Consider the following 20,526-nt stretch of genomic DNA (forward strand, 5'->3'; position numbering starts at 1 on the left):
AAGCGGATGATGAGATCCTGCCCGAGCGCGCCGAAGCGGATCTGCGACAGGCTGTAGCCTTCGATCCGCAACGTATCGGTCGTCGCATCACCGCCCTCGGTGATGGTATCGGCGCCGTCGCCGGCCGCGAACACATAGGTGTCCGCACCGGTGCCGCCGATCAGCGTATCGCTGCCAAGGCCGCCGACCAGGCGATCGTCGCCGGCGCCGCCATTCAGTGCGTCGTTGCCGTCACCGCCGAGCAGGATGTCAGCGCCGCCAAGGCCAGTGAGGCTGTCATTACCGCCCCGCCCTTCGAGGCGGTTCGCCTCGCTTGTTCCGATCGTGGTGTCGGCGCCCTCCCCGCCGGTGAAGGACTGATTCCTGAGTTCATTCACCGACCAGACGGTGCCGTCCGCAAAGGCAATGCTCTCGATGGTGTAGTAATCCGGGTAGCGAAGGACTTCGGTGAGCCTCAGCTCCTCGCCGGTGTCGCCAATCCGCAGCACCAGCGTCCAGGTGTCGACGACGCTGACCTTGACGTCGCCGGGCGCGACGCCGGCGCCGATCTCGATGCGGTCGACCCCGCCAGCATCAACGAGCGCGTCGTTTCCGTCGCCGCGACCCCAGCGATAGATGTCATTGCCAAACTTGCCGAACAGCGTGTCGTTGCCGGTGCCGCCGACGAAGATATTGCCGTCGTTCGCCCCAGTCAGCGTGTCGTCGCCGGCTTCGCCAAGCAGCGTGTCAGTGCCGCCGAAGGCGAACAGGCTATCATTGCCCGCGCCGCCCGCCAGGGTTTCACTTTCGCTCGTCCCGATGATGATGTCGGCGCCCGAAGTCGGCGTCTTCCATCGCGCCGCGATATCGGCAAAGCTCCACACGGTGCCATTGGCAAAGGCGAAGCTCTCGATGGCGGCGGGGGACGATCCGTTGTTGATGGTGATGCGATCGTCGCTGTTGCGGAAGGTGATCGCGAGCGTCGACGAATTGCCGATCAGCGCGACGGTGACGTCGGACGGGTCGATCCCGGCGCCGAATTCGATCCGGTCGATACCCGACGCTTCGGTGATCGTGTCCTGCCCATCGCCGGCGGCGAAGCGGTAGACGTCGTTGCCGGCCCCACCTGCCAGATTGTCGTTGCCCTTGCCGCCGATCAGGATGTCGGTGCCGGCATCGCCGTTGACGGCGTCGTTGCCGCCATTGCCATAGAGCGTGTTGTCGTTGTTGCCGCCGGAGATCGTGTCATTGCCGGCACCGCCCCGGATCAGGTCGTTGCCGTCGAGGCCGGACAGGACGTCGTTGCCGACGACCGAACTCGCGACCGCTTCCGTGCGCGTGAGTTTTACGTTGTCGAGGGAAGCGCCGGTCGAGTCCGCGTAGCCGGTGCTGCGGAAGCCGAGCTGGTTGGTTCCAGCCGCTGCCGTCACCAGGATGCTGGAATGCATCATGGCGGTGTAGCTGTTCGCAAAGGTCGCGACGACGACGCCGTTCCACAGCACTTCGAACGAGCCGTTCGCATCATACGTACGGTTGGCATGGTCGAACTGCACGAGGAGGGTTTCGCCCTCGGTGAGACCGGTGACGTCCTGCACGATGTGCAGGTTGCTGTTGCCGCCTCCCGTGCCGGTTCCGTCGAGATCGAGCCAATAACTGCCGTCGGTCGCGGCGATATTGTTGTAGCCGGAATTGATCTGTTCGAAGCCCTGCGTCGTGCCCGGCTGGGTGCTGTTCACCCTGGTCCAGCCCGGCATGGTGGTTGCCGAGTAGCCAAAACTCTGCGCGGTGGCATCCGCGGCACGTTGCTCGAAGCTTCCATTGACCAGCAGGTTGTCGCCGACAGCCCGCCATTGGACGGTGCCTTCGCCGTTGATTTCGTCCGGGCCGGCAGTGCCGGTCAGCGTGTCGTTGCCCGCGGTGCCGGACATCTGCGCGCCGGTAGCGGCGGTGGTGATCGTGGGCTTGTTCGAATACGCCAGGCGCGCTTCGAGGTCGGCTGCGGTCCACACCGTGCCGTCGGCAAACCGGACTTCGGAAATCACGGCATCGTGGCCGCTACGCGAGACCCAGACGCGATCCTCAGTGCCGGCAAAGGACAGATAGAAGTTGCCCCACAGATCGGACGAATCGCTCAGGACGCTCACCTGAGCCGGATTGATCGTCGCATCGAACTCGATGACATTAACGTCGCCGTAGGGAGAGTCGTAGATTCGATCTTCGCCGAAGCCGGCCGAGAAGCGGTAGGTGTCGTCGCCGCTACCACCATAAAGCTGATCGCCGCCCGTCCCTCCGGTCAGCACATCGTCGCCGTAGGAGCCGGACAGGGTGTCGTTGCCACCGCGTCCTTCGATGACGTCGTTTTCATCAGAGCCGTACATCGAGTCGTTGGTCGCGCCGCCGATCATCGGAGGGCCCTGATCCCCGGACTGGCGCGGATGTTCGATCAGGCTCCAGCGCGCCCTGATGTCGTCGGAATTCCATACCGTGCCGTCGGCAAAGCGAATGTCGTAGTCGCTGTCGTTTAAGCCGCCCTCCAGCGTGATGCGGTCTTCGGTCCCCGCTACGCGCAGGACCACGACTTCCCGGGGAAAATCGCCGCCGGTACGCTCGTGCTCGATGATGATGTCGCCGGACGAAATCGTCGCGTCGAAGACGATGTGGCTGACCTCTCCCCTCTCGTAGATCAAATCCTGGCCGAAGCCGGCCGAGAAGCGGTAGGTGTCCACCCCAAAGTCGCCCTGCAGCAAGTCGTCGCCGGTTCCTCCATCCAATATGTCATCGGCCTGGGAGCCATTGAGGAAATCGTGGCCGCCATAGCCCACGATCAGGGAACCCACACCGTAATTGGCCGACAGCCGATCCCAGCCGCTGGTTCCCAGGATCTCAGAACCCTGGTCGCCATAGAGCTCCACGCCAAGCCATGGCTGAACGCGCGACAGGATGTCGTCGTAGGTCCAGATGGTGCCGTCATCGAAATGGATCTCGTCCAGTTCATCGATCGAGTCCAGCATGATCTGGTCGGTGCTGCCGTCGATGGTGACCAGCACTCCCCAGTAAATGTTGTATCCCTGAAGGCTCAGGTGGACGTCCGCTGCCGCGATCGTCGCGTCGAACTCGACGACATCGCTGTCTCCGCCGTAGTAATACGACATAGAGACGCGATCCGAGCCAAAACCGGCGGAGAAGCGATATGTGTCGTCTCCCAGGTCTCCGAACAGCAGGTCGTTGCCGGCCCCACCGATCAGGATGTCGTTCCCGCTACCGGAAAAGACTTGGTCGTTCCCGGCCGCGCCGATGACGGTTTCATTTCCGGCGCCGCCTTGGATGGTGTCGTCGAAGGCGCTGCCGTTGAGTGTTTGATCGGTCGCATCACCCTCGATCAGGCTGCCGGGCAGTTCGACGGCATTGGCAACCAGTTGGTCGCGCGTCCAGATCGTCCCATCGTCGAAACGGACTTCATCGATGCCGGACTCTTCGTCCCCATAGGCGCGGTGGATGATGATGGAGTCGCCGGTGACGACCGACTTCAGGATCAGGTCATAGCTGTCGTGCGAGAAATAGACGGCGATGTCGGCGGCCGCGATTGTCGAATCGAAAACGATCGCATTCACCGAGCCTTCTTCACGGATCTCATCGATCTCATCGTCGCCGAAACCAGCGGAGAAGCGATAGGTGTCCGCGCCGTCCCCGCCCGAGAGGGTGTCAGCGCCGGCTCCGCCATCCAGCATATCGTCGCCGTCCCCGGCCCACAGGTCGTCGTCTCCCGCGCCGCCGACAAGGGTATCTGCGCCGCCGCCGGAATCGAGATAGTCGGCGGTCGCCGTACCGATCAGCGTATCGTCCGCGACAGCGCCCTGCATAGCGATTCCAGGCGTCGGCACCACCGCGTTGACGATGTCGGCCATCGTCCAGACCGTTCCGTCCGCGAAGCGGATGCCGGCGATTTCCTGGTATTGCTCCTCGCCGAGTACGTAGGAGATCTCGATGACGTCTTCGGTGCCTGTCACCCGAATGAGCAGGGTGCTGGTGAGGCCGCCGCCCTCCCAACGGTCATAGGGGCGCTGCAGCTCGATATCGGCCGGCGTCAGGCTGGAATCGAACTCGATCCAGTCGAGCCCGGTATCGCCGGGCGAGATGACGTCATGGCCAAAACCCGCCGAGAAACGATAGACATTGGCACCTTCGTAGTCCGACATATAGTCGTTGCCGGTTCCGCCGATCAAGATGTCGTCGCCGTCGCCGCCATAGAGCTGGTCGTTGCCGGCGCCACCGATCAGGGTATCGTCGTTGCCGCGGCCATCGAGTTCGTCGTCTTTCGCCGTGCCGGTGAGAGTGTCCGCGACTGTTGCATTCGACGCGTACACGTAGCGATCGTTGTCCGCATAGCCGACCGCCCGGGCCACCATCTGCTGCTTATTGAGCACGGTGCCGTCGGCAAAGCGGATTTGCCCGATCGCATCTAGATCACTGATGGTGATCTGGTCGTCACTGCCGGCGAAGCGCAGCCGCGCCTGCCCGAAGTCGAAGTTGCCGTTGCCATTGTCCCAGACAGTGGCCTCCAGCACGAAATCGTCGATCGAGAGCCCGGAACCGAACTCGATGACGTTGTTGGTGCCGTTCCAAGTGTAGTCTTGAATGACATCCTGGCCGAAACCGGCCGAGAAGCGATAGGTATCCGCACCTGCGTTACCCGTCAGCGTGTCGTTGCCGGCGCCGCCGATGATGATGTCGGCATAGGCGCTGCCGTTCAGGCTATCGTAACCGCCGCGCCCGTCCAGCGTGGCGCCGACTGAATAAGCGGACGCATCGATCAATTCGGCGGTATTCCCGCCGACGAGGCCGTTGCCCGCCACCACGCCAATCGCGGTCAGTCCGCTGAAGTCGTTGGCGGCGACCAGCGCCAGCATGTCGGCATAGCTGAGTGTACTGCCGTCGGCGAAGCGCAGTTGCTCGACCCTGGTCCAGTCGGCGGTGATGCCCCGCTGGATCGTGATCCTGTCGTCGGTCCCCAGGATCGCGATGATGAAGTCTTCGCCGTTGCTGCTTTTCGTCACCTGCAGATCGGCGGCGGTGATGCCGGCACCGAACTGGATCTTGTCGTTACCGTAATTCCAGTCGCTAATCGCGTCCTGACCGTCGCCCCGGTTGAACACATAGGTGTCGTCGCCGCCACCGCCGCGGAGCCAGTCATTGCCGGTCCCGCCGATCAGGGTATCGTTGCCATCGCGGCCATCCAGTATCGTATCGTTACCTGCCCCGCCCGACAGCGTGTTGGCAAACTCGTCCCCGCCGAACGTGTCGTCGCCGGTGGTCTGCGTCAGCGATCGTTCACGCATTTGCGCGTAGCTGAGCGTACTGCCGTCGGCAAAGCGCAGTTGCTCGATCCGGGTCCAGTCGGCGTTGAGAGCCCGCTGGATTGTGATCCGGTCGTCGGTCCCCGCTATCGCGATGATGAGATCTTCGGCGTTGTTGCCTTGCGTGACCAGCAGATCGGCGGCCGTAATGCCGGCACCGAACTGGATCGAGTCGTTACCGTAATTCCAATCGCTGATGATGTCCCGGCCGTCACCCCGGTTGAACACATAGGTGTCGTCGCCGCCACCGCCGCGAAGCCAGTCGTCGCCGGTCCCGCCGATCAGGGTATCGTTGCCATTGCGGGCATCGAGGATCGTATCGTTGCCCGCTCCACCCGACAGCGTGTTGGCAAACTCGTCCCCGGCGAACGTGTCGTTGCCCGTGGTCGGCGTCAGCGACTGTGCAAGCATTTGCGCGTAGCTGAGCGTACTGCCGTCGGCAAAGCGCAGTTGCTCGATCCGGGTCCAGTCGGCGTCGATGGCCCGCTGGATCGTGATCCTGTCCTCGGTTCCCGCTATCGCGATGATAAGGTCTTGGCCGTTGCTGCTTTGCGTGATCAACAGATCGGCGGCCGCGATGCCGGCGCCGAACTGGATCATGTCGTTACCGTAGTTCCAGTCGCTGATGATGTCCTGACCATCACCCCGATTGAACACATAGGTGTCACTACCGCCGCCGCCGCGGAGGTAGTCGTTGCCTGTCCCGCCGATCAGGGTATCGTTGCCATCGCCGGCATCCGTCATCGTATCGTTGCCGGCTCCGCCCGACAGCGTGTTGACAAGATTGTTGCCAACGAACGTGTCGTCGCCCCAGCCGCCTTGAACAAGGCCGGTACCCGTGGCGCTCAAGGTCTGATTGGCGACAACCGTGAAGGGTGCGCCGCCGAGATTGACGCCGGTGAGGCTGGCAGGCGCGACGTTGGCCAGGCGCAGCAGCACCCGCGCATCGGCAAAGCGCTGCGTTCCCTGCTCTGCGAAATAGATCAGCGTATCGGGGCCCTCGGCGCGTACCAGCAGCGTTCCCGGCAGTCCGTTAGCAATGGCAATGCTGAGGATATCGCCGGCATCGCCGCTCTTGAAGTTGGAGACGACATCGACGCCCTCACCCCAGCGCGCGAGGGGCACGAAGACATTGTAGGTGTTCCGTTCCGCCGCGCCGGCGAGTGTCCGCGCGAACAGGCCGGAGCCGATATGCTCGATCGTCCCCACCGTCGACGGATCGACACTCGCAGCCTCGGGGTGGGCAACCGAAACGATCTGGACCCGTTGATCGTTGGTTGCTCCTCCCGTCGCAGCTCCGAAGCCGTACCAAACGGTGGTATCGCCGCCGAAAAGGCCGCCGACGACATCGTAGGACTTGGTGCCGATTTGCGTTCCGTCGACGCTGTAGGTGAAGGTCTTGGTCGCCGCGTCCCAGGCGATAACGACGTCGTGCCAGGCGGCGTCCTCGAGCTGGGCGAAGTCGTGCCGCGGGTCGAAACTGTTGTTGCCGGTTTGGCCGTTGACGACGAACTGGCTGAAATCGGAGGCCTGCCCCGAGGTGTCGAAAATGATCCCGAACGAGCCTGGAACCAGCGCGCCCATCCCCCCGCCGCCGGCACCGGTGACCGCGCCGGGTCCGGTGTTCTGAACCGCAAAGGAGAAGCCATCGGCGCCGCCTTCGTTGGCGCCGAAGAACATCTTCGTCTTCCAGACGACGCTGTTCGCAAGGTCGACGGTCCCCCAGACCGCGCCTACCATGTTGCCGGAGTTCGGTGTCAGCTGATAGGTGCCGTTCCCCAACGAACTGGCCGAGCCGACGACCGCGGGACCGCCAACCGGCTGCGTGACGATCTCATGGAGTGCAAGGCCGATCGTCGAGGATGCCGACGTGCCGCCGCCGCCGGATCCCGGATTGGCATCCGCGAAGATCGGATCGGCAAAGGGATCGGTCGAGGGGCTGGTGGGATGGAGCACGCGCTCGGCGGCGTCCGGCGTCAACGCGCGCGCCAGTAGCGTCGCCGCGTTCCACTGCGTGCCGTCGTTGAAACGCACCACGTCGATCTGCGGCGCACTCGCCGTCGCCTGGCCGATAATCGTCAGCCGGTCGTCACTGCCGACCAGGCGCAGCACGATATCGCCACCGTCGCGGATGACGACGACGTCGGCCGGCGCAATGCCGCTCGCGATACGCAGCGTATCGTTGGAGCCCGTCCAGTTCGCCCCTTCGCGGATGGTATCGCGGCCGTAGCCGCGCCCGAAATGGTAGGTCGTGTCGCCGATGCCGCCGGCGAGCACATCGTCGCCCGCGCCGCCATCGAGTGTAGCGGTGATATCGATCTGCGAGCCGAAATCGATCGTATCGGCGCCGGTCCCGGTCGAGGCGGCCGCATGCGAATAGATGTCAGCGAGCTGCCAGACCGTGCCATCGGCGAATTCGAACTGCTCGACGCCGTAGTCGGTCGAGGCGTTGCCGCCGCGGAACATGTCCTTCAGTGTCAGGCGGTCATCGCCTCCGGCAATGCCGATCACGAGGTCGCTTGGGCCGACCGACAGGATGCGGATGTCGCTCGGCAGGATGCCGGCTGCAAAACGCACCTTATCGACCTTGGACGCATCCGAGATCTCGAGGTCGGAGATCGTGTCCTGCCCGTCGCCGCGCCCGAAATAATAGATGTCGGCGCCGCTGCCGCCTTCCAGCAGATCGGCGCCCTTGCCGCCGGTGATGACGTCGGCCCCTCGGCCGCCCTCGAGGCGATCATTGCCGAGGCCACCAAAGATCTCCGAGCCGATGCCGGGGGTCGCGATATCGGCGGGAACGATGACGTGGTCGTCGCGATCGGTTGATCCGAGCGAGGCGGCAATTGCCCGGTAATTCAGGCTGCGGCCATCCGCAAAGAGCAGCTTCGCCACGACCGGATCGGTGTCGCCGGGCGGATCGACCAGCGTGATGCGGTCGTCGGTGTCGCGGATCGACAGCACGATGTTGCCGTCGGCGTCACGGGTGGCGACGATGTCTTCCAGCGCAATGCCCGCGCCGAACACCAGCGTCCCCTTGCCGTCGGCCGAGCCGTTGCTCTCGATGCGGTCCTGCCCGTCGCCGCGTCCGAACCGGTAGATGTCGTCGCCGCCGCCGCCGACGATGACGTCATCGCCGCCGCCGCCCGCGAAGGTCTCGTTGCGCGCGGAGCCGATGATGCGGTCGTCCTGCCAGGTTCCGACCGCAGCCGCCATGTCGCGGAGCTGGTCGAGGGTGAATGTCGTGCCGTCGCTGAAACGAACGGTATCGACGCCGCTCCAGCCCGCGGTGTAGCGCAGCACGATCTGGTCGGTGGAATCGGCGAAGGACAGTACGAGTTCGTTGCGCGCCGGATCGATCTGCGAAACGCGCAGTTCGTCGGGCCGATAGCCAGTGATGCCGAGCGTGTCGTTGCCGGAATTGTCGTCGATGACGTCGCGGCCGTCGCCGCGCGTGAAGCTGTAACTGTCGTCGCCCGCGCCACCGCTCAGCGCGTCGTCGCCGGTGCCGCCCGAAAACGCGTCCGCGCGGCCGCTGCCGACGATGATGTCGTTGCCCGCGCTCGCCTGGCTGGCGATCGCCGCCTGCACCAGCGTCGCCGCATCCCAGACAACGCCATTGGCGAATTCGATGCTGGGCAGGCTGCCGCTGCCGAGCGCGCCCTTGATGACGAGCTGGATGCCCGACGAGAACGCGACGATCAGGTCGGAGGAACCGATCGCCGCGAGCCTGACGACGGCATCGTTCGAGGCATAGGCCTCGAGCACCACCGTGGCGCTGGTGACGCCGGAGGGCATCTCGACGCTGTCGATGCCTTCCAGCGCGCCGATGGCGACGCGCGAGTTCTGGCCAAGGATGAGCCGGTCATGCCCGGCGCCGGGATGCAGCGGGCTGTCTGTCGGCAATTCGCGTAAGTCGACCCGGTCCTGGCCGGCGTTCGACAATCCGTCGCGGATGATGCCGCGCACCTCTTCGATCGACAGCGTCGTTCCATCGGCGAAGACGAAGCTCTCGACGGGTTTGGCGCTGTAGCCGGAAAGGATGGCGAGCCGGTCGGTGCCGTTGCCGATCGTGATCAGCAGGTCGCCGTCAATGTTGCGGAACTGGACCAGCTCGGGCGTGATGCCGTCGCCGAACACGACCTTGTCGATTCCGCCGGTGTCGTAGACGCTGTCGCTGCCGTCACCGATGCCGAATTTGTAGGTGTCGTTGCCGAGCCCGCCCTCGAGCGCGTCGAGGCCCGCGCCCCCCGCGAGCGTATCGTTGCGGTTGTCGAACCCGATCAGGTGATCGTCGGCCGCGGTGCCGGTCAGCATGCGGTCGATGATGGCTTCAATCGACAGAATCCGCCTGTCGGCGAACTCGAACTGCTCGACACGGGTGGTCGACAGGCCGTTGACGATGGTCAGGACATCGAGGCCGCTGCCGAGATCGATGATGAGGTCGTTGCCGTTGCGGCGGACGATAATGTCCTCGAGGCGCACGGAGGCGCCGAACACCACGCGGTCGATGATGCCGGCCGTGTCCGGCCGCTCATTGATGCGGTCGAAGCGATAGCCGGCCGAGAACGCATAGGTGTCGGCCAAATTGCCGCCGTTGAGCGTGTCGTCGCCCTGGCGCCCGTCCAGCACGTTCTCCTGATCGAGCAGGCCGGTGATGGTATTGTCGCCGCGGTTGCCGCCTGCGATCTGCAGCCGTTGCTCGACATCTGATATCGTGACGATGGTGCCGTCGAAGAAGCGGAACAGCTCGACGCCGTCCTCCGCATCGCGGAACTGGTTGCGGATGCGCAGCGTGTCGGTGCGCCCGGTGAGCGAGATCAGAAGGTCGTTGCCGTCCTTGGTGTAGACGACGTCGGCGGTGGTGATGCCGCCGCCGAACTGGACCACGTCGTTGACGGGCACCTGCATGCCGCGCCGGTCCGCCCAGCTCGCACGCACGCGGCGGTCGATGATGACGTCTTCGCCATAGCCGGCGTCGAACTTGTAGGTGTCGCCGCCGTCTCCGCCGGTCAGCGTGTCGTTGCCGGCGCGCCCGTCGAGGGTTTCGGCGAAATTCGAGCCGGTGATGGCGTCGTCGCCATTGGTCCCGACAAGGTCGATATCTTCCGGATTGACGTCGAGGAACGACACCGCGCGGTCGGTGAAGACGAGGTTTTCGACCGCAAAGGTCTGACCGGCGTCGCGCACATACTGGTTCTCCAGCACGAAACGCTGGCCGGTCGAACGGACCGTGATGATCAGGTCGAGCGCGGTGCGGGTGAAATCGACGTCGGTCGAGGCGATGCCGGCGAGAATGAGCTGGTCGTTGCCCGACGAGTCGAGGATGGTGTCGTTGCCCTCCCCGATCGCGACATAGTAGACGTCGTTGCCGCCGAAGCCGATCAGGCGGTCGTTGCCGGCGCCGCCTTCGATGGAATCCGACAGCTCCTCGTAGCCGTAGATCGTGTCGTTGCCTGATGTCGCGGCGATGTTGATGTAGTGCTGGGCCAGCTTGAAGCCGGTCCAGGTGGTGCCGTCGCCGAAGACGATGTCCTCGATGAAATTGATGAAGCCGAGGATCGGGACCGTGTCGAGAAAATCCTGCAGCACGACTTCATCATTCGTGCCCTTGACGCGCATGCGCAGCGTATCGGTCGCACCGTCGCGCAGGAAATCCAGGTCGGTCCAGCGGATCTCGTCGATGAACTTGAGCTTGTCATGCTGCGGCGGATCGAACAGCCCGGGTATAGCGTTGTCGATGATGACGTCGCGGCCGTAGTTTCGACCATAGATATAGGTGTCGTCGCCTTCCTTGCCGGAGAGGAAGTCGTCTCCCGCCCCGCCATCGAGGGTGTTGGCGTTGATCATGCCGTAGATCGCGTCGTCGCCAGTGGTCTTGGCGTTGAGAAGGACTTGCTGGACGATCTGCTTGAAATCGAGGGCGGAGCCGTCGTCGAAGGTGAAGCGCTCGATCAGGTTCGGTGCGACATAGTCAAGGCCGTCGCTGCCGCCCATCGCCTCGGAGAACAGGCCGAGCCCGGTCTTGATGCCGGCGAACTGCCCGATGATCTCGAGGGTGTCGCCGGTCGGGTTGCCGTCGTCATCGAGAATGACGATCTTGAGATTGGCGCTTTCGCCGTCGCGGATCAGCTTCAGGTTTTCGGTCTTGATGCCGGCCTTGAAGCTGAGGACGTCGATGCCGGCCTTGACCGGCCCGAACGAGAAGTTGCCGAGATCGTCGATAACATCGTCCCCGTCGCCGGCCTGGAAGACATAGATGTCTCCACCAGCGCCGCCGCTCATATAGTCGTTGCCCTTGCCGCCCCAGAGGATATCGGCCGAGCCCGAGCCCATCAGGCTGTCATTGAACAGTCCCGCGGCGCGCTCCCGGTCGAGCACTTCCACCGACATGCGGAAGCGGTCCCAGGCCACGCCGTCGGCAAAGACGATGGCGCTGACGCCGGAATCCATCCGCTTGCCGTTGGTCAGGAGCTCATTGAGTTCGCCCTTGAACTGGTCGGTCAGGCGGATGGTGTTGGTGCGGCCGCGGATCTGGAGGATCAGGTCCTCGCCGTCGCGGATTGCCTTGACGTCGCTGGACAGCACATCGGTGAAGCGCAGCTGGTCGCCGTCGCCGTGGTCTTTGTCGTCGATGAAATCGTCGCCGGAATTGCGGCCGACGAAATAGAAGTCCGCGCCAAGCCCGCCGCGCAGCGTCTGAGTGCCGTCCGTCATGTAGAAGTAGTCGGCAGAATCGGTGCCGTTGACGATGGTGTCGCCGGCCGCGTGGGTGATGATGCGCTCGTCGCTGATCGACAGCGCGTGGGCAACACCGCGGATGTCGAGATCGACACCGACGGTCTCGAAGGCCGGCAGCATCATCTGCATGATGAAGGCCTGGTCGACGGCGAGCGTGCTGCCGGCGAGGTTTCCTTCACCCGCGGGACGATAATCCGGATAGACCTGCGCCAGGATCCCGTTCCACTCGGCGAGGTAATCGAACACGGCATCGTCGGCGTTGCTGGCCGGCGCGCCGGCGAAGATCGCCTCGAACATCGGGGCGAGTTCGCGGTTCGTGTTCGGTTTGTAGCTGTCGGAGGCGATGTCGTATTTGACGCCCTGGAAGAAGTCCTTCAGCCCGCCCTGGATGGCGACACGGACCGCATAGCGGCGCGAGGTCGCGATATACTGCTCCATGACCGGCTGCAGCATGTCGATCATGGTCGCGATGCCGGAAACATATTGCGCCGGGTCGGTCGAAAGATTGGCGCTGCCGCCGGGACCGACGGCGTAGGCGATGTGGCCGGTCGCATTATCGAGATGCGCCGTCAGCATCTCCGGACGGAAGTCGACGCCGCCCAGCGAGGTCGCGAAATGGAACTGGGCGGGGGTAAGCATTTCGACGCGATAGGTGGAATCGTCGATCGAATTCACCTCGTCGAGCGTATCGAAATCGATCGCATAGTTGCGCAGGTTGAATTCTCTGGAGTCGCCGGTCTTCCATTCCAGTTCGATGGCGCGATCGAGATTGCGCGCCCAGACGTAGAAGGTGCCGTCCTGGTCGGTGACTTTAACCGTGTAGTCGACGGCGATGCCGTCGGTGAAGCGCACGCCGATCTCGTCGACCGGAAGGTCGGCATAAGGGTTGAAGCCGATCTCTTCGGTCCGCCATTCGGTGCCGGTGGGATGCGCGAGCGCTAGAATATCACCCCTGGTAGCATAACTGGTCGCAGAATTGGACGCGAGCTTCCACGTACCGTCCGCCTGCTTGATGCCGTAGTCGATGATGACGGCGCGTCCGTTCAGGACGCCCATCAGATAGGGCGCGGCCTCGCGGTGGGTCACCGCTTCGTCGCGGTCCGACGGCGACCAGGTCTGCTCGAGGCGCCAGCCGGCACCGGACGCCGCTGCTTGCGCCAGCACGTCCTGCATCGTCGCGCGCGCGATCGGTTGTCCCTGCGCGTCGAGCACCGGCGCGCCGGAGGCGAGCGTCCAGTAGCCGCCCTGGGCGTCCTCGACATAGACGCCGCGGTCGAGCAGCACGGCCTTGCCGTTGCCGTCGAGGCCGACCAGCACCGGCGTCAGCTCGCGCGTCTCTTCCAGCGCCGCGCCCCAGGCGCCGAGCACGTCACCGACCTGCGCGACCAGCGTACGTATCTTCGGCGTGGTCATAGCCGCGGCGGTGGACGTCACCAGTTCGCTGAACGCGATATCGTTCGCCATGGTGATGGCGAGGTTGGTTATCCGCCCAAATCCCTTGACATCCAGCGTCGAGCTGGATTGCCAGTCGGCCAGGCCGGACTCGCCGCCATATCTCGTATCGGTATCGTTCGAGGCCAGAATGGCGTCGAACATCTGGCGCACGGCACCATCTTCGAAAGTGACGTCGCCGACGCCGGTGAGTCGCGCGCCCTGCGGGGTGACAACGTCGATTGCGGTCGCGCCGAGATCGAGGGTGACGATGCCGAGTTGGTCGAGCGTCTTCAGCTCGCCGGCATCGGTCACGCCATCGCGGTCGTAGTCCTGCCAAACCCTGAGTTCGGACCACAGCACATCCGCAGCCGTGATCTTGCCGTCACCATTGGAATCGAGCGCCGCGAGCTGGGCAAAGCCGGACTGGCCGACCCCGCCGAACATTTCCGAGATGTCGTCGATCCCGCCATTGCCGTTGAGGTCACGGACCAAAAAACCGTCATCGCCGCTCAGCCAGCCGGTGCGCTCGGCGAACAAGTCGCCGTCGATGTCGAAATAGACCTGGCTGACCCCGATCTCGGTTGTCTCGATGCCATCACCATCGAGATCGATCACCAGCGGATCGGTGCCGGTGAACCACCTCATGCCCTTGGCAAGTCGCGTCGCGGCCGCGGCCAGGGTCACCGCCTGATCGATCAGCACGTTGCCGCCATACTCCGCGGCGATCGCAATGCCGTACACCCCGAGGAGCGGTTCGAGCATCGTCATGAGATTGGCGATCGGATTGACCCCCTTGAACACCATGCCGAAGTCGCCCTGGCCGGTGAGTTGGGTCTGGTTGAATCCGATATAGCTGCCGATGAGGTCGAAGTTCTCAACCTTCATCCAGCCCTTGAGGATTCCTTGCGCATCGAGGGCCTGCTGTGCCTTGTAGGACTCGCTCGGTGTGGCGCTGAACACCGCCGTAAACAGCTGGTCGAACTGGTTGGTGACGAACATGTCCAGCCCACCGTTGCCGTTGGGCCGGAAGGCATAGGTCATCCACGGGAATAAATGGTCGAAGTAGATCGAGCGCGCCGGATCGAATTTGCCACCGCCCGCACCCACCGAGACCGCGAAGTTGGCCATGCCAACGGCAGCACCAATGCCACCGAACGCCACGAGGCCAGCAATGCCACCCTCGGCATTGCCGCCGGTCAGCGTCAATCCATAGAACTGGAGGACGTCATGGTGCTGCGCGTCCTTGACGACGGTGTTAGCTGAGTACCAGATGTTGTCGGCATTCGCAGCGCTGTCTTCCACCGCCTGGCCGGTGGAGTTCATCACGTCGCCGTAGATCTCGCCACCATTGGACGTATTGAAGATGAAGTCCCTGCCCATTCCCCCGATAGTGATGGCGCGATCACCGCCAAACGCGATCACGACGTCGTTGCCATCGCCGCCGTCGAGCTTCAGCCGAAGATCCTTGATCGCCCGATCACTCTCCGGATCGTCCGGGTCGACCAGAGCGCCAGCCTTGATGAAATCGCCGTTGTACCCGATGATGACATCATCGCTGCCCTTACCGTTGACCTCATCGTGCGAGAACCCCGTCATCCAATCGGTGCCCAGCGTGCCGTCGGAGGAGGTGAGATCGAAACCGAACGCTTTGAGGAAGGACTGGCCCATCGCTTCGGTCGGCGTCAGGTCCTTCTGCTGGTCGACAAGGGCATAGATCCGTTCAAAGAACGGGTCGAATGCCTGCGGAGCTTGCTTATAGAGATATTCCCCGAGTTCCGCGCCCTTAAAGTGACCTACGATTCCACCCGCGACCCCAGCCAGCAGCGTCCCAACGATTCCGCCGAACCCTCTGAGGATCAATCCGTGCGCCGCTACGGCGAGGGCGCCGCCTCCCACGCCACCAGCCGTTTCAAAAATGTATCTCGCCCATATGGTATTGGCTTCCTTGATCTTGCCTTGCTGCCGCAACTCTTCCGTCGTCGCGGCCGTGGTGGCGAACGTAATCACGTCACCGATGATGCCGAGTTTCTTGGCGACCAGGAACGCGCCGCCGATGACGCCGCCGGCGATCGCGAATTTGGGTGTAACCCCGCCATCGATATTGCCGAGTATCTTTTGGGCGCTCGATGGATTGAGCTTGGTGAGCTTGGCGTCGTTGAGGATGACGCTCCTGAATTTGCTGCCTGCCTGGCCGAGCGACGCCAATTGCCCTGACGCCGAAAACGTGTTGCGCCACTGGATGTACTGCGCCTTTGAAAGGTCGCCGTTTGCAACGCGCTGGCCGAGGAATTCCCACGAGCCCACATAGGGCTCCTTGTACATATTTGCGGCCGCGAGATTCCGGAAATTGTTGGTTTTGGCGCCCGAATCCAGCAGGCCCGACTCTAGTCTGTTGTAGAAGTTCGTATCGTCGGTCAGAAGACGGAACACGGAACCGTTCGGCGCGATGGTACGCATCGCCGCCTTTGCGTCCGAATCGACGCCCTGCATCAATTTTTCTATCGCCACATCGCCGAGTTGGCCGCCCGCCCCTGTAGGCAGGCTAAAGTTTGGAACCACGACCTTGCCCGCTTTGGTCATGATCCAGTTCGTCAAGGTTTCACCGAGACCGAACTTCCTCTCCAGCTCTTTAACAACGTTGTCCGGGATGATGACGCGACGCGTGCCGTCGAATTTGGTCAGGAGATCCCATGCGGCCTGCCTTCCGGACACGAAGAGATTATAAAGTGAGCCGGTATCGACGATTAGAAACTGTTCCGCAGCCATCGCTCGTTCCCTTCAGTCCCGCACGAACATCTTGCGCGCGCGAATGGACTCCCATGCCTCCGGAGAATCCAAACTGTCGATCTTACCCATCGCAATTGCGCGCAAGAGACTGTGCACACCGAGATGGCCGCGATTGATCAGCCCATACTTGGCCGTGATCGCGTCCTCAAGCGGCGTCACGACATCCCTTAGAAGGTCGTCGTCGATACCGGCAAATTCGCCCCGCTTGACTACTTCCTTGACGACGTCCCAATAGGCGGAGTTCGCCATCAAGCCGCGGGCCATCCACATCACCTCGTCCGCCGTCGCTTTCGTAGTCAAGATGCCGCTGCGGTCGCCCGCCCGTTGAAAGAACCGATCTTCCAGAAAGGCCCGGGCCTCCGGATCGTCGACGCCGGAAATCGCGCCGCCGCCAATCCATCGCGCGAGCGTGACCGCAAGGTTCAGGAGCAGAGGATCACGTGTGGAGTCGAGCGGCGGGAACGGGACCGCGCCGCAGAAATCGTGAGCAAATGTGGTGGGCCTGCGATCTGGCGCACGCCAGTTCCTGCGGGCAACGAAGTCGGCCAGCATTCGCGCAATGACATTGACTTCTTCGGGTGTGAAATCGCCATGCACACCAACACGATCGAATGCCTGTCCCGCCGCTTCATCAGCCCGGAGAAAAGCTGTCAGTTCGAGCAATTCGTCGATGCTCGTCGGTTCGAACATCTTCTCTGGTGGAGGCGACGACTCGTCGGATTCAGGACTCATGCTATTAGCTCCACGGGTGGAGATTGGCGTGACCCTGGAAGGCGTGCCACTTTGCAGCGACCCGGCGACTCCCACGGTGGCGACCGCGCGCAGAAACTAGGTTGAAGAACATCATGCGCTCTCGCCTTTGTTCCCAGCCTCCCCCACCGGCTTGACCTTCATCTTCTCCAGCACCGCCGGATCAACGAGCTGGCTCACGATCGGATGAATACGAACCGGCTTGTCCTTCACGACCTGCTTGAAGTTCGCGAGCACGGCGGTGGCGACCTTTTGCGAGGGGGCGATGACGTCGAGCAGCCAGGTGGTCTCGCCGCTGTTCCAGTCCTCGGCCTTGAGGCGGACCGGGAACACGCGGGCCTGGATCTGCTCGCGGATCTTGGCGTCGACCTCGTCGGAGACGCTGGCCCAGATCGCGATGCCGGCGGTCTCCTCCATCTTGCCTTCGCCGCCCGATTTCGCGATCGCGATGCGGTCGCGGGTCATCGGCTCGACCACCAGATGCATGACGTCGGCGAGCGTCTGGTTGCGATAGCGCGGCAGGTTCAGCATCGCGAGGACCACTTCGCCGACGCTGGCCTGGATCCGCGTCTTGAACGCCGTGATTTGCGCCAGCACTTCCGGATCGAGCGCGCGGGCCTCCGGAGCGGCCTCCCCGGCCGGAACTCCGCCCTTGATCCCGTTCAGAACCGGCTTCTCGGCTGCTGCTGACGTTCCGTTCGTGCTCTTTGCCACGGGCTCTCTCCTCTGCTTTTCAATCCGCCCGGTCGGGGCGTGTCGTTGTCAGGGGAGATATGAGCTTGCGGCCGGGTCGCGCGCGGGTCAAAGCCCGCCATCGACCAGACCGCAGATTGGCCGGCATTTTTAGCCGGCGGCACCTTCCGTTAGCATGGCGGCAAGTGGACGCCCGACCGGTTCGGCCTGTCTGGCCGAAACCGTGGATGCGCGCGCGTCGTCCTGCCGCCTATGGTCGGAAGTGGCCCCACCACCCCTGTTCCTGTGCGTTCATGGAACATTAATATTTTTACAACCTCAAGACGAATTCGCACTTCCCACCAAAAAACATTTCGCGACTTGTCCGCAGGTTACGTTTTGTGTCTGTTTTGTCTACCGGTCCGGTGCCGGGCTTCGGGTTCCACTCGAACGAATCGGCGCGCGGTGCGGTAAGCAACGCGGTTTTCGCATTGGGGCGATGGATCGATCGTGCTGCGATATACGGCTGGATATAGCGCTCCGACGACTGGAATTTGCCAGCGCACGCGGCGCTGTTGGCATAATATTCTCTTCAGGCCAGCTGCGTAGGGCGGGTTCTCTTTAACCCGCCACTTGGATCGCGAGATGGCGGGTTAAAGCCAACCCGCCCTACGCGAGCTCCAGGATGGGAATCAGCAGCGGGTGAGATAACGGCAGACAACTTCGCGAACGAAGCGCAGACGGTGGTTGGCATAGGCGCGGCCGCCATAGAGGCGGAAATCGACAAAACTCACATAGGCCACGACGCCCTCGGTGATTGACATCGTGTACTTACACAAGAATACAGGGTTCAGCTTCGCCTCACACTGCGTTGAGAAAAACTCGTCATCGTATCCGCCGATATAGTTGGAGTAGCTGGCGACGCCCCGGTAATGCGCCAATCCTTCAAAGCTGTCGTCTTGGCGATTCGGCGCGGACCGCATAACATTGGCGCGCGCAAATTCGGCAAAGTCAGCGTGCGCGCTGGTTTTGATCTGGACGACAGTCTCCTCGGCACGCATGCGATGGCCGGCGGTATTCTGATCGATACCGTCTCGCCGCGCCTTCGCCGCCACCGCCACGCTCCAGGCTTCGCCGCTGCCGCCAACGAACATCAGTAGGACGTCGTCGGATTTGAGCAGCGGTGGCAGCGGGCCCTTGCTGCTAGGCGGTGCGCTCTCCACGAAGACCACATAAGCCCGCGGCACGACCAGATCCGGGAAGTTTGCCTTGCCGACAGCGTCGTTGACGAGGCTGATCCGGATCGGGGTCATGTCGAGCGAGAAGTGGAGGTATTCCGCCCGACCCCGATTGGGCACCTCGTCCGCATGAGCAGGATCGGGGCAGAGGCCGCCCAACACTCTCAACGCGACCACCGCAACAAGCGCCAGCTGCGTAAGGCGGGTTCTCTTCAACCCGCCGCTTGGATCGCGAGATGGCGGGTTAAAGCCAACCCGCCCTACGGGAGCCAGGCCAGCTGTTGCCGATCGCGTCACGCAAACCTCCGATCCGGCCGCACCACGAGCGCCCACCAGAACGCAGCGGAACAAATGCCGCCAATGGCGGCGGCACTTGTAAAGAAGATGAGATCGCCTGCGAGATCGGAGGTTTCGGCGGTCCCTTGCCCGATGCCGATGAACGGCGTTGAATGAAAAAGCAGTTCGGCGGCGAACAGGCTGATCAGGAAGGATACCCACCATCCTCCTGAGCGTTTCAACAGCCAGTACGATTTCGGCCACTCGATGCACAGGCCGATAACCATCGCGAAGGCCAGTGCGATGAAGCTGCCGACGAACCATACGGCCGAAACAAATTCCGCGACGCCAGTGAAGTCACGACGGCCGGATTGGAGAAGGCCAACTGCCGCAAACCCCACTGCAAATATCAATGGCGACACTATTCCCGTCAACAAAATCGCAGCAAGGCCACGTCCGACGAGAGCGAGGCGTTTCATTCGTGTCCCCGACCCGACCGGCCGAACAGCAGCGGCATGGTTCAGACCTCCGGATATTCTGCATACAACATGCCCGCAATTCCATCCGCCTTGGCGCGCGACGGTGACGGGAAAGCGTCGATTCGTCGCCCGAGGATGAAGTTAGCCATCACATCCACGGGTTGTAAACGAGAACGCGGAGCGAGCCCTAACTTTCCGTGAATGGAGACGAGCAATCTGCTGCCGTGGGCAAGGACAAGAGCCCGTTACCCATCTGCGAGCTTCGCGCCGGCGCCTCGCACGCAAGCACAATCTTGCGCCCCGCCTGCGACAAATCAACCCGACGGGCAAATCGGTGCTGATTTTCGGAAATTATGTCAAGCCCCAGACTAAAAAATATTTCTGTTTACCGGAAGGAAAATCAGGTGCATATGTTTGCCCATCCCGTCCTACTCAGAAGGGCGTCGGCCGTCGTCACGGACGTTGGGCGGGTTGCGATGGACGCTTGTTTACGCTGAGACGATGGGCGTGGATTAAGCGTACGGCAAAACCGTGTGGTCCTGGCGCCCGTTGCAGGCGTCAAGCGGTCGGGTAGGCGAGAGCTGAACCGGCAGCGACGGAGTCAACCAAGAACTCGTCTCCGGGGAGATCACGGCATAAGCCGTAAAGCCATTGCGCAGGGAATGTCGGATGTTCTCCGCTGCCCTGTATGCTCGTGTGCAGCCTACTTAGCACTAAACGCACACGGGACCGCGGGTGCAGCGCGCATCCGGCATTCCCTGCGCCCTCTGTCTTGAGAGGGCGGGAAGGTTCTGGCAAAGCTCGGGCGCAATGCGCCGC

At 62.9% G+C, this 20,526-nt stretch carries 5 protein-coding genes (1 of these 5 running past the window's edge); all 5 read right to left on the bottom strand.

Translation table 11 applies throughout. The features are described 5' to 3' along the window. Positions 1-16,271, bottom strand: the 5' portion of a protein-coding gene (locus JQ600_RS36980; RefSeq protein ID WP_249136054.1) for a tandem-95 repeat protein. Its footprint begins 15,970 nt before the window's first position; only the first 16,271 of its 32,241 coding nucleotides appear in the window; it begins with the start codon at positions 16,269-16,271; the stop codon falls past the left edge of the window. A gap of 12 nt (positions 16,272-16,283) precedes the next feature. Next, positions 16,284-17,024 (bottom strand): hypothetical protein, encoded by a 741-nt coding sequence (locus JQ600_RS24260; protein WP_212386139.1) that lies wholly within the window; start codon positions 17,022-17,024, stop codon positions 16,284-16,286. Between the two features lie 111 nt (positions 17,025-17,135). Beyond that, positions 17,136-17,756, bottom strand: coding sequence for a toxin-activating lysine-acyltransferase (locus JQ600_RS24265; RefSeq protein ID WP_312010871.1), 621 nt, complete (start codon positions 17,754-17,756; stop codon positions 17,136-17,138). A gap of 650 nt (positions 17,757-18,406) precedes the next feature. Further along, positions 18,407-19,168: a hypothetical protein gene (locus tag JQ600_RS24270; RefSeq protein ID WP_212386140.1), complete on the bottom strand. Its 762-nt coding sequence runs from the start codon at positions 19,166-19,168 to the stop codon at positions 18,407-18,409. Between the two features lie 77 nt (positions 19,169-19,245). Continuing rightward, a complete protein-coding gene (locus JQ600_RS24275; protein ID WP_212386141.1) occupies positions 19,246-19,707 on the bottom strand; it encodes a hypothetical protein in 462 nt (153 codons plus the stop codon). Positions 19,708-20,526 lie beyond the last annotated feature (819 nt).

It is taken from the genome of Bradyrhizobium sp. AUGA SZCCT0176, assembly GCF_018130145.1.
Classification (GTDB): Bacteria; Pseudomonadota; Alphaproteobacteria; order Rhizobiales; family Xanthobacteraceae; genus Bradyrhizobium.

Excerpts from the sequence above, each read along its gene's own strand:
- JQ600_RS24260 (WP_212386139.1), bottom strand. The coding sequence starts at position 17,024 with ATGAGTCCTGAATCCGACGAGTCGTCGCCTCCACCAGAGAAGATGTTC.
- JQ600_RS24275 (WP_212386141.1), bottom strand. The coding sequence starts at position 19,707 with ATGAAACGCCTCGCTCTCGTCGGACGTGGCCTTGCTGCGATTTTGTTG.